This window comes from Sporomusa sp. KB1 (assembly GCF_007830295.1).
GTDB lineage: Bacteria > Bacillota > Negativicutes > Sporomusales > Sporomusaceae > Sporomusa.
In genome coordinates this window covers 4301513-4313635 of sequence record NZ_VLKC01000002.1, presented here as the reverse complement: position 1 = coordinate 4313635, position 12123 = coordinate 4301513, and the positions used below count along the sequence as shown (strand labels likewise).

At 44.1% G+C, this 12123-nt stretch carries 15 protein-coding genes; all 15 read right to left on the bottom strand.

Annotated elements, in window-relative coordinates; genetic code table 11:
* Nucleotides 1-22 precede the first annotated feature (22 nt).
* Entirely contained in the window at nt 23-1216 is a 1194-nt protein-coding gene (locus tag SALPA_RS23840; RefSeq protein ID WP_186451212.1) for a nucleotidyltransferase family protein, read from the bottom strand.
* Nucleotides 1206-1493: a PqqD family protein gene (locus tag SALPA_RS23835; RefSeq protein ID WP_145099941.1), complete on the bottom strand. Its 288-nt coding sequence runs from the start codon at nt 1491-1493 to the stop codon at nt 1206-1208. Before SALPA_RS23835 ends, SALPA_RS23840 begins: the two co-directional genes overlap by 11 nt.
* Nucleotides 1494-1512: 19 nt before the next feature.
* Nucleotides 1513-2373 carry a sulfotransferase domain-containing protein gene (locus SALPA_RS23830; RefSeq protein ID WP_145099937.1) on the bottom strand — a complete coding sequence of 287 codons (861 nt, stop codon included), beginning with the start codon at nt 2371-2373 and terminating at the stop codon, nt 1513-1515.
* A complete protein-coding gene (locus SALPA_RS23825) occupies nt 2366-3280 on the bottom strand; it encodes a hypothetical protein (RefSeq protein WP_145099934.1) in 915 nt (304 codons plus the stop codon). The genes SALPA_RS23830 and SALPA_RS23825 overlap by 8 nt, the downstream gene beginning before the upstream one ends.
* Complete coding sequence (locus tag SALPA_RS23820) at nt 3277-4113, bottom strand: hypothetical protein (protein WP_145099931.1); 837 nt, start codon at nt 4111-4113, stop codon at nt 3277-3279. The genes SALPA_RS23825 and SALPA_RS23820 overlap by 4 nt, the downstream gene beginning before the upstream one ends.
* 56 nt (nt 4114-4169) lie before the next feature.
* Entirely contained in the window at nt 4170-6062 is a 1893-nt protein-coding gene (locus SALPA_RS23815) for an asparagine synthase-related protein (RefSeq protein WP_145099927.1), read from the bottom strand.
* Nucleotides 6063-6077: 15 nt separating this feature from the next.
* Nucleotides 6078-6254 (bottom strand): hypothetical protein, encoded by a 177-nt coding sequence (locus SALPA_RS29275; protein WP_186451211.1) that lies wholly within the window; start codon nt 6252-6254, stop codon nt 6078-6080.
* A 174-nt stretch (nt 6255-6428) separates the two neighbouring features.
* On the bottom strand, nt 6429-6971 hold the full coding sequence (locus SALPA_RS23810; RefSeq protein ID WP_145099924.1) for a phage tail protein: 543 nt from the start codon (nt 6969-6971) through the stop codon (nt 6429-6431).
* Between the two features lie 22 nt (nt 6972-6993).
* Nucleotides 6994-7521, bottom strand: a complete 528-nt coding sequence (locus SALPA_RS23805) for a phage tail protein (protein ID WP_145099921.1) — start codon at nt 7519-7521, stop codon at nt 6994-6996.
* A 20-nt stretch (nt 7522-7541) separates the two neighbouring features.
* Nucleotides 7542-8093 (bottom strand): phage tail protein, encoded by a 552-nt coding sequence (locus SALPA_RS23800; protein WP_145099918.1) that lies wholly within the window; start codon nt 8091-8093, stop codon nt 7542-7544.
* Nucleotides 8094-8096: 3 nt separating this feature from the next.
* Nucleotides 8097-8411, bottom strand: a complete 315-nt coding sequence (locus SALPA_RS23795) for a hypothetical protein (RefSeq protein ID WP_145099915.1) — start codon at nt 8409-8411, stop codon at nt 8097-8099.
* Nucleotides 8412-8414: 3 nt separating this feature from the next.
* Nucleotides 8415-8909: a GNAT family N-acetyltransferase gene (locus SALPA_RS23790; protein WP_222428104.1), complete on the bottom strand. Its 495-nt coding sequence runs from the start codon at nt 8907-8909 to the stop codon at nt 8415-8417.
* A 367-nt stretch (nt 8910-9276) separates the two neighbouring features.
* Nucleotides 9277-9453, bottom strand: coding sequence for a hypothetical protein (locus SALPA_RS29270; RefSeq protein ID WP_186451210.1), 177 nt, complete (start codon nt 9451-9453; stop codon nt 9277-9279).
* A gap of 40 nt (nt 9454-9493) precedes the next feature.
* The gene (locus SALPA_RS23785; RefSeq protein WP_255451448.1) at nt 9494-10159 is read right to left on the bottom strand and encodes an HAD family hydrolase; all 666 of its coding nucleotides are present in this window, start codon (nt 10157-10159) and stop codon (nt 9494-9496) included.
* A 1392-nt stretch (nt 10160-11551) separates the two neighbouring features.
* A complete protein-coding gene (locus tag SALPA_RS23780) occupies nt 11552-12115 on the bottom strand; it encodes a ClpP family protease (protein WP_222428103.1) in 564 nt (187 codons plus the stop codon).
* Nucleotides 12116-12123 lie beyond the last annotated feature (8 nt).

The window sequence follows — 12123 nt, the reverse complement described above, 5'->3', positions numbered from 1 at the left end:
TTCCTTCCTTTGTTGCCTGCAATTACTGTCTCATAACTGACCGTCGTAACCAAGTAAAAGGCCGTAACAGATAATATAAAAAGTACCACCGGTCTGAGAAAAAAACAAGTTGCAAATCACTGTAACTCGGTCGAAAATGCATGAATAAATATTCAGCTCTGTTCCAGCCTGTCCGCAAGCGCAAATTGTAGTATTTATCCTTAAGCCAACAGGAAACTTTATTCCAGCGTGTCGGTTGAGCAAACTTTCGTTCCCGAGCCAGAAACAGAAGCAACGACAATTCAGCTAGTTTCCAAGCCTTACCATCATTCTTAATGGCAGCCGATAAATTTGCTGGCAGCGGCACAGTAAGAAGACAGTTTGCCAAAAGCAGCGTATGCCGGAAAATGGTACTAATACCTAACTGTTCTGCCAAAACCGCTACCCGCTCCCAATCAATACCACTGTTAGGCTTCATAAACATTACAATATCATATAGCCACCGCAATTGAACCCAGCTATGCATCGAGCCATGTAGTGCCAGAAATAGTAACAACGGCTCATCAGCAAGCGTAGCTACTGAACAGCCAGCCAAATTTACTTCTTGAAGCTTTGCCGCTTCAGACAGTGGCAGTTCCAACCCGGAATAGCAAAGCTGCCAGTGCAGTTCGACATGTATTTTACGTTCATCATGCAAAAAATTACTATGATGTGCATTTCTAAAATTAATATCCTGACGCCGGGCAGTCAGCCTTTGTTCGACATACTCCTCATGATAACCGCAGCTAACTAAAATATCTTCGGCCTTTGCCAAATTCTCGGCTGCTACCAGGATATCGATGTCGCCTGTTGTTCGTAGCGCAATATTGCCATACAGACGCTGTGCCAGTGTCTGTCCCTTGAGAGCTATGACCTTTATCCCGTTTTCTTCCATAATGCGTACTAGTCTTACCAACTCACCAGCATTTTTCATAGCCTGCGCAGCATTGTTATGGCACTGTTTTTGTAATGTTAGCATTACTGCTTCCGGTACAAGCCCCCCAGGCAAACTATTTAACAGCTCATAAATCTGCGGATATACCCCATGACGGTTAATCAGCCGCCAAAAAGAGTCCCAATCAATATGTTCTGAAATTAGTTTATTGATTCTTGCCATTTTAATAGCAATAGTATCAGCACTGAGGAGTGCCAGCATCAATTGAAGCTCTGGTGTAAGTTGATCTATATTAAACTTCATCGGCAGTACACACCAAACCCTCAGCCTGCAATTCATTCAGAAACGGCAGCACATCAGCGGTTACTTGCGCCAAATCAGTCTTATACTCCTGGCTTAATTGCTGACAAAGCTCATCAATACGACAAGGATTTTCTAATATAGCCCAGATGCGCCGCCCGATATCATCTAAGGCTACATAATTATTTTTTGCTAAGTTCATAATTATAATTTCTTTATCCACGGAAGTAGTCATCAAATCAGCAATCCGCACAATTCTAGTATTTAATTCTAAATTCATTTACCAGCACCTCTTCATCTTAAAGGTTGTTGTTATCAGCATCCAAATAGCCAAACCTGCGCATAACCTCACCATGCGCCTCTATAATCCGCTCTGCCAGTTCGGCCGGTAATTCCTCCCGCCAGGCGCCCACTTGACCGCGGCGAAAAAAAGAACTGGATAACGTTACAGGGCCTTCATTAAAACCACTAGCCGCTTCCTGACGTTTTAACTCAGCAAAATTGGAAAAAGCAACTGCTTTGCAAACCCGCTTTTCATCAAAGGGCAACCCGCAAAAACGCACTACTTGTTCAAACAATGCTTCTGTATTTTGATGCAAATCCTCATAACGCACCAGGCATATGGGCAAACCAGCTTGGTCTACCCAACTCTGGACATGACTGCTCCAGGAGCCAAGTTTCTGGCAGAGTTGATTGGCTATTGCAGCAGATGACTGTGCTAAAGCAAAATCCGGGTTGACAAGATTATCCACCGCTGCTGCAATACTTACACCCCAGTGATTTGCGCAGGATGCAACCATATCCAGCGGATTACGGATAATATAAACCACCCCGCCGGTCACATCGGCGGGAAACAATGGTTGTTGCCGGTCAGTCCGCCCCCAGGCGTCATGTACTTTCATAAACAACGGTTCTTTAGTTTCCCGTACCAGACAGCGATAAACCTCAGGGCGCAGCCGCTCAATAATGGTATCATTAAGCGCCGATGCCTCAATGCCTGTCCATTCATCAAACCAGACCCTGGAACTGGCAATCGGCCCACCGTCAAGTTCATTAATATCAGCTGGCTCATTACTATTACGCAAATAATTAGTAAGCAGTATCCGCAGCCAAGTGTTACCCGACTTAGGATAAGAAGCCAGCCAAAAAATCTTACCCATTTAAAATTGCCTCCGTTAGCTCTGGAACTGTCCATTTATTTACAGGACGCTCTAGCTGGAAAAAATTCACCTGCTCAGCCACCGCCGCTAAAAGCGAAAATATTGCCGGGTGTTCCTGCGGCAATAGCGGGCCATATATCCATTCCTGCAGAACAGCAAACTTGGCCGTACCGTTAATAGGCTCAATCCGCATCGTCTCACCGGCAGAATGTTTTAGAAAGTAGATAGCTCGCAACGGCGCCGATGCATGACTCATGCTATCTGCGACAGGAATTACACTTTTGGCGCGTCGTAAGGGATTACGGGGAAAATCGTCCGGGTCAATACCAAGACCGTTCGCAGCATCATCACACAGGCTTACATGGGGTATACCCGGTAAAGCCTCAATACCGCCATTGCCAGCCTGCCGGAGGACAGTAACATCATCGGCAAGCATTGAGCAGCCCCGTTCAAGCAAAGCAGCCAGCGTAGTGGATTTTCCCGCTCCCGATGTACCGGTAATCACTACCGCCCCCTGCGCTGTAATGGCGGTATTACCATGCAGCACCAACAAGCCACGCTGACGTAATACGGCTGCCAAAACGCTGTGAAGAAAGTGGTGAATAACCCGGCTCATTTCAGCTGCGGAATTAAGTTCAATAGTAATTTTCGTTCCCGCTTCCACCAAAAAACAGGCTGCGCGCTTTCCTGCACGTAGTAGAAAGCATCCGGGAGCAGCCTGCCACGTGAAGCTATTCTTCCAGTCATCATCGCTAAATAATGGCTTGCTTAACTCCCTAGGCACCGGGCCATAGGCTACTACAACATCCGGCCTGGCTCCCACGGCAGGAGCAGGTATCAATACCGGGCAGGGAAACGGCACGCTCAAAATCAAGCCATATGCTGTATACGTATATGTATTCGTCATAGTATATTTCCCTCCACCATATCTGCCAGTTTGTCCGCACTCCAACACCCCCGCGAACGACACAAGCGATACAGAGAAATAGATTGAGCAAACACCGCTGCTTGACGAAAATATTCTTTGGGGTCAAACAAAGCATCGGCAATATGGCTGTTGTAGGCCAATAAACCCATTGCTTGAAAACGTTTTATACCTTCGAGCTCACTAATTTGAAGGCCATCCTGGTTTTTAACGGCAAGCCAGTAAACAGCGCACAATGGAAGTGGTTTATTGACGAATCTGTCGCTCCAAGATAATACCTGCCGTCCGCTAGCATTGTCCGTTTTGGTCAAACCCAGCTTTTCTACTGCATCACTCCACAGCACAACCTCCGGAGAAGTAGGGAAAACCGCTAAGTTTCCATTTTTATCTGTTCTGACAATCGCCAAATCGTCTGCTAATAACCGCCAGCCACGTTGCAGCAATGCCACCAGTAAAGTCGACTTTCCTGCACCTGAGTCTCCAGCTAACAATATGCATTCTTCCCTGTCTGGCATAGCCGCAGCGGCAGCATGAAATACCGGAATATTGCGTTGATAAAGCAGTGCTGCTAGCGGAGCCATACGAAAAAAACGTATCACTTCCTCGTCCGCCGCCTGTGGTAGAGCGTCAATCACAACCCGCTGCCCGTCCTCCACCAGATAACGGCCAACTTCCGGGATATCTAACAAAAAACGGCCTAGCGCTGCTTGCCAAAGCACACCACGCGAGGTCGCATCTACTAATTCAGCTGGTAATGTGGCAGTCTTAATTTTGATACCGGTTAAAAGCTCAGGCAGTATTGCGGTCAAATTCATTATTCTCTACTTACCCCTTTTGCAATCGCATACAAATTAATATTTCTTTTAATCATTCACTCTTGATTATAAAATTCATTGACAAATAATCCAGCCATAATCCCACGCATTAAGATACTGCCTGCTTTGCGAAAAGCTTCTGGTGTATCCTGATTCTGAACCACCTGCCACACTTGACGCATATAGGGTACATTCAAATAATCTACGGCAAAACCATCTTCCAATTCGTCCAGAGCAGCTTCAACCTCAGCAGCACATACGCGAAGACGCGGTACAAGATCTGCCGACTGTTGTCCAAAACGACGGTTAAGCCGCACTTCATCAGGCAGATAGCCTCTCATTGCCTCCCGAATGAGCCACCGGTTCAAACCCGTCTTTGGATCAATAAAGATGCGATCAGGCACCGAAAGTGTAAATGTCAAAACACGAATATCAGCGGTAGGATCGCGTGTATCAATGCCAAAAGCTGCACGATTTTCCGCATGTACAGCACCAACAAACGAACGACCCGGTTTAAGCAGTAACCAACGTCTATCTAGTTCTGTGTTCTTTATATAAAGAAGTGAAGTTGGCGATTCCAACATCCGTTCCCATAAATTGAGACGGTACGCAAAATCAGGATGAATAGCCGATGATTGCCACTTAGTCTTACCAGACATATATACTTTTTGATATGCCTGCAGTAACGAAAGTGGCGCATAACGTTTTGTCGTCTCCTTCAACCAACGCCTCCAGCCAAAATGACTAACTTGAAATAGAAGTGGCTGTGAAAATACATCGCCTGTCCATGAAATACTGGCATTACCACATTGTCCGTTGAGCAGAACACGACAACCGTTTTCTCTTGCCATTTCCCTAATAGCTCTTATCCAAAAAGAATTTGCAATAGCATGTGTTGGCTCATTTCGGATTGTCAGCATGCTGCGAATAGCTTGAATCGGACTGATTGCCTTGGCTGTAACCGGGTACAAATCAATATTTCCCGCTTGCCTTGCAGTAGCCTGAGCCAATGGGAATTCATCGCCAAACAAATTCTTATCACTATAAACGCTCGTTTCGGTCAGCGGTACAGAAGTGTAAGCATTTAATCGTTTATTTTCACCACGCAACAAACTGGCGGCAACAGCGGCAACCGAACTTGAATCAAGCCCGCCGCTTAATGATACGCCAATTCTTCCTTTACTTCGTAAGCGCACTTTAACAGCTTCCTTAAATACTTCCCTGAAAGCCTCTATATAATCTTCTCTACGCGAGAGGCGTAATTCCTGTGTATCTTCCATGCGCCAATAACAACATTTGTCCAATCGTTCCGGGGTTACTATAAGACGATGAGCAGGCGGTAACCGTTTAAGTTGCTTATGTATAGTGCGCTCCCCATGATAATCAGTCCACGAAACTAACACCTGTGCCAAATAGAGTTCATCCATTTCGACAGGCACTAGGCCTAAAGCAAGCAAAGCTTTACGTGATGAAGCAAATGCAAAGACTTTGGCATCAATATAATAGTAAAGCGCAGTATAGCCAAAATGGTCGCGGGCTAAAAAAAGCTTATGTTCTAGCGGATGGTAAGCGGCAAAAGACCAGTCACCATAGACCCGCTTAATACAATCTTCACCCCAGCGCAGGTACGTCTGCCGGAGCAATTCACCATCACCAATAGTCAATGCATCACCCTTTTGGATACCGCATGCAGCAAGCAATTCTTCCCGGTTGTCCAGCCGCGCAGCAGCTATAAAAACAAAACCAGTAGTAGTATCAAAATAAGGCAAATGCTCATAGTGCGCCTCTGGGGTGTTAAAAAAGCGCGCCTGACCTAGCCCAACCTCCCCATCTAACCATATATCACCGCCATCCGGGGCCCATTCCGCCATCTTCTGGCGCATAGTTTCAAGCACAGTAAAAGAAACCGATAGACCATCTCTGTTCATAATGCCAAAAATACCACTCATTTGTCTGTCCCTATGCTAATTATGTCCCAAACCTGAACTTGAATCAGAACCACTAGCCACAGAATACAGAGTCTTTTTCATATCAATACTAACAATTACCGGCTTATGCCAAGCACACTGGTTGCCCAGTGGCGAAGAAACCACCTGCTCCTCATCAATTGCGACAAACTTGCTTTTTTGAACTTGATTCATTATAAATTCCTCCTACTATTTAATATTTAGATAATAAATCCGATTTCCATACATTAGCTTCGTTAAAAACAGCAATATTCCTGCCAAAACAGCAAAAATCTGGCAGGAAATACGCTAATTACATTTGCAGATTACGACATTTTTGGAAAATTATCGTTACTCCCATTATGTTCATTACGGCCTAGGTAAGTATGTTCCGTCATAATTAATGATAAAATTAATTCCCAGATATGGCTGCATATTATTATGGGCGGCAACGCTGCCATCGGTGTTGCCGCCTGACGTCTGAAGTGCTTGTGCAGCCATTTGGGTATCAGGCGTTCGTACACTATATAAAGCCGTCCCTATTGATTTCGCCCAAATGCCATTAGCCGGACTGCTAACCGTCCCCGCATTAGTGGTACATTGTACGGTATGATTGTGGTTTGGCATCTGTGAAGAACTCAAGGCCACTGTAGCACTGCCTGTCGTTTGTCCAAGAATAGGATGTTGTGTCAATCCAGGTCCATTCCCCCAGCCTAGCGGGGCATAACCCCTGAGGTCAGGCAATTTGAACGTTTGAGTAGGATTAGCAGTAGTTCCGTAGAGAGTACCAACTATCGAATAAAGCGCCGTATATTGATTGACGCCTACCTCCTGCCCCTGGCAAAAAAGCCAGCCATAAGGCGCAAAGTTGCCTGCAAATATCCTGATTTCTCCAATAAAAGGATCTGCCATATTTTTTCCCTCCTTTTCGTCTTTAAGGCCGTGACGGATAAATGCCCATAAGAGCAATACAGAAATTAATCGTCTGATACGGCTGCATATTACTGTGCCCTTGACCGCCACCAGATGTTGTAATGGCTGATGAATTCAGTGCTACTTTTGTACTATCCACAAAAGGCGCAAACGGATTTTGCGGCGCTGCCGCCCAAGCTGTCTGATCCGCGGGAGGAGAAGGTGAAGCACTTGTTCCATTAGCACTATCTGCCATAACATTATGGGTATGTGCCGGTATCTGAGCTGCTGTAAGAGTTTCCAGCGCCTTACCGCCAGGTTTGCCATATTTCACGGTTTCACTTGTGGTAGTTGGTTGAATAGGCACCCGTCCTCGTAGATCCGGCAGGTTAAAATTAGTTCTACCATCACCGCCATAGGTAGCTCCGATCAATGAATACAGCGCTGAATTCTGCGCTATCGGCAGCAATTGTCCGTCACAAGTGGCCCAGCCCCGCGGGGCATAGTTAAAGGAAAACATTCTTATTTCGGCTAAAAAAGGTTCTGCCATCTGTCTATTCCTCCTTTTTATTATGGTTTGTCCGGCCAAAGTCCAACTAAAGCGATAATGTAGTTCAAAACAATACCAGGCATAACATTGTTATGCACCTGACTGCCGCCTGTGCTTTGGATAGAATTAGCATCCATCGACTTCAGTGTTATGCCGGATAAATCTGTAAGATACTGATTAACAGCAACTCCAGCAGAGCTAGGAGCAGCCCAGACATTACCACCAGGACCGGGCTGTGTGCCTGTAACCGACTGCCCACAGGCAGTATGGGTATGAACAGGCATTTGATCTGCAGTTACTGCAGCCGTCTCGGCTCCATCTGTTGAGCCGATGGGATAAGTCACCGTAGTATCCCCCTGTACTGTATATGTACCCATATGGATAGGCAGCCTGCCCCGCAAATCCGGGATTGCAAAATTTGTCACCCCGTCACCGCCATAAGTAGTACCAATCAGAGCATAAAGCGCTTCGTATTGGCTGATACTGAGCAGACTGCCATTACACAACGCCCAGTTTTCCGGTGCATAGTTACCGGCAAATAATCTGATTTCTCCAATATACGGATCACTCATTACTTACCCCTCCTTGTTGTTATTTATAATGTAGTTAAACACAGCTTCATAATAAATCCCGTCTGTTTTGCCAGTGTCAACCGGTCCTAAAAAAAGCGGGAAATCCCCCATTGCCGGATGTGTCACCTGACAGGTGTTATGCCGAAAAGCCTTGCCTTCAGCAGTGCAAAAAAGCAGTGAAAACGACTCAAGCTTTCCGGTAGTTTGTCCAGACACCTTGACCAAATCCATCTCGACCGGACCAATTTCATTGCTGTGTACTATAAACTGCTCGTTTAGATGAGGTTCAAAATCTTGTTTATGCAATTTGGCAACCATTACTCAAACCTCCGGTCTGGATCTTTCCATGTAATAATAAACACCATACGTACCTTTCTCTACCAGGCCTAATGTTTTATAAAATAAGCGCACCGGATTATTACATTCCACATGCAAACTCATTAGCAGGCCCTCTTTATCCACCTCCTCCACTAGGTTTCTCATGATTCTCCCGCCTGCGCCCCGTCTCCGGAACTCCGGCAATAAAGCAATGTCAATAACTACCATTTTGTCTTGCTGGCGGTCGATATATAATCTCCCGGCGGGAATACCATCAATGAGAATAATATCAAAGGCAGCCTGCGGATAAGTTTGCCTGTAGTAAGTATGCTGCAGGTTGAACTGCATGCGCAAAAAGTTTTCGATATCAGCTTCATTCCACCCCGTAACTGCCATCTCTTCATTGCGGGTGGAAGCGTAAACGCGATATAAAAATTCGAGGTCGGCATCAGTTATCGAGCGAAAAGTGATCAAGTCAGTATTGATTTTATTATCCACCTATATACTCCTTCCCAGAACTTTTGGCATTATATGATTCAAACGTTGCAATAATTAATTACTTCTATTTCCCTATAAATGAAAATTACCCCTTTATTTCCATATATTATACATTTTCATGCATAATCCTTCTATATTTTACAATTATTTTCCGGAATTTTTTTGAAAGCATATTGTCTCAACCCATGTCATCTACGCTCGCTAAAGCGGCAAACCTGCTTCATTTGTCTTTACATAGTGACAGATAATCTCCCTGCTCCAACACTCGCCCCTGCTCCAGCACATAAATCCGGTCAGCCTGCCGGATAGTCGATAACCGATGGGCAATAACCACAATAGAGCTCCTGCATATAAGAGAGCAGCGTATTCATACTACCACCTTTCCGGGTTCCACCTGTTTTTTCACTGACACGTTAATTGCTAAATACACTATTTGTCTGCCAGCCTGCAGTTTGCTATTACATATTGATACAACTGCTAAGGAAGTAAGGGGACGGTGGTACTGTCTTGCAAACTTTTTCACATTCTCATTATTTGCAGACACAACCTCCGTCCCCCTGTAAGATATCCGTCCCCCACCGCAGTTACAAATTTAGCAGCTCGTTTATTCTACTGATCGCCCTTTCATAGTTTTCCACATGACCAAAACCATATTTTGCAAAAATAAAAGGAATCTGAGCCATTTGTGTTGCCTCATAATCCCCCTGAGTATCGCCAACATATACGACATCGGTTAAATTGTTTCTTTTCACTAGTAGCATGATGTTTTTGCCTTTTCCTTTGCCAGTGTTGCCAAAGCATTCCCAATCCTTAATATACAGTTCAATACCCGCCTTTTTCATAAACAATTCAATATAGCCCGCTTGGCAATTACTTACAATGAATAAACAATATTTCTCGGAAAGTTTTTCTATGGTTTCTACAACATCGGGAAATAGCAGGTTATCCATATTTTCTTCCAGTGCCTCATGCTCATATATGCAACACTTTTCCATTAGTAACTCTTTAGTTCTCTCATCGGCATCATAAAATAAACTATCGGCAACGACCTTCATCGTCTTGCCAAACTCGTTCTTTAACACAGCAGCACTTACCACTGCCGCAGTTCCGCCGACTTCAGAAATTGCCTTGTTCCAGGCTTGAGCCACCACTTCCGTTGTATCCCATAAAGTACCGTCAACGTCAAATATTATGTTCCGTATGATAAAAACCTTCTTTCTGCTTCGTATTCTGAAAGTATAATACAGCAAATGATACAAGCACTTCTCTTTTGAACCTATGAAAACGTCTACTGCTGTTTACTAGATTCTCGAGACCTGGAATAGAAAGACGCTTTGACGCTGCTACCCCCAATATCCGTACTTTGCCGTTTGCAACATGTTCTTTTATAGCCGGATCAGCACAAATTAATTGTATAACATTATTACTACCACAAAATAACATTAAATTCCTTCTTTTAACAAAAATAAGGCCCCTGGCGTATGCCGGGGGCCCTGATATTACGATCAATGATTGATTTCAAGGGAGAACGGAAGTTATTTCGTTATGGTCAGGTAAAGATAGCGATATATTTACCTCATTAAGTAGCATTATTCTAGTATCATTATCAACAACAATGGTAGACATAGGTATAAATGACGTTACCGCTTCAGTCCCAAGGCTGGATATAGGGCAGCTTGCTAGGCCTTCCCAGGCGGGATTCACACCCGCTAGAGTGACAGTTGGACGTCCCCAACTGTCACTCTAGCAACAATATTACCTTATCCAAACCGACTTATAAGTTTCAATACATCCAATGTTGCGGTTCGTTACTACCATTGTCGGGAAGCAGCTCCAAAACCACGGTATTGTAAATGGGACGAGCGCATACTCGTCCCAAACTGAATAAGGAGGTGAGTACCGTGTGGATTTCTCCACGAGTGATTGTCTGGTTAATTATCGCCATAACGATAATATTACTTAAACCATTAGCAATCACTATTTTGCTCAGGTAGCCTCCCTATTTCAAAGGCAAAGCGCGCCTGTTAGTAGCAGGGGCGTTTTGCTGTATTAATCTATATCTATTATACCCTATTTATGTGAGATTTGACACTCCCGACGGCTAAAGCCGTGGGATTTTTGGGTGATGAAACGCCAGTTCATTTCTAATAGTAAAATTCGGGGTTAGGCTTGCAATATTAAGAAATTGCTTTATTTAGAGTGAATCTAACGCAATTACTTAAATAACGCAAGCCTGATCCCTCGCCCTCTTACGAAAAGTAATCGTTTTTCACACCATGATAGGCTAAAAAATTGTTGTAGCTGTTTAATCAATAGTGAGTTTCCTCCGTATTTATTTGGTTTTATATTTCTATTTTTTTATATTCTTTATAATAATTTAAAAACATGCATTAATTTTACAAACTACGAAGCTTCATCACTACTACGGACTTCGGAGGGCCTTCCTCCATCTCTAGTTAAGCAAAGTGAGGATGCTACGCATCCTCACTTTCGTAGCGCACGACAGGGATTTTGTTTCAAAAATAACATCTGTTGGGTTGATCTATTTCCGAATGCATGATATTAGTTTTGGAGAAAACTATAAAACATGGTCCCGGTCTCTTGTTTTCAATAATAATAAATTGTCTAACGATGATTGTGTCTTATTCCTTCGTCTTCGGAAAATGCTCTTTAGCAGAACAATCTGAATAAATAGTATATAGTCGAGCATTTTGCGGTATGAATACAGGGCGTATTTCATCAACAAGACCATACTTGAGGGCTTCTTGTGCATCAAAAATCGTCTCATACCGCATGGCGTTGATGATTTCGTTGATACTCATGCTTGTTCTTTCACTGATAATCCCTGCAACATTTCGGGTGTCCACTTCAATTTCGCGAGTCTTGCGGGCCAAAAATTGTTCATCTATAGACTGATTATCCAAAAGCGAAAGGCAGATTGGATGAATTAAAAAACGTGATTGCGGCGTACAAAACCTTCGCGTTCCTGCACAAAAGACAGCGACCCCCATGGAATCGACAGCACCAAAATTGTAGGTATTCACCTCGATTGGAATACCTCGCAAATAGTTAGCAAGTGAAATCCCATTAGCCACTGATCCCCCAGGAGTTGAAATCATCAAATGAATGCAGTTGCATCCTTCCGCAAACCACTCGTCTACTTTTTTCAATATGGCATCAATGCTTTCGCAAGAAAGCACAGCCATAACTCGTA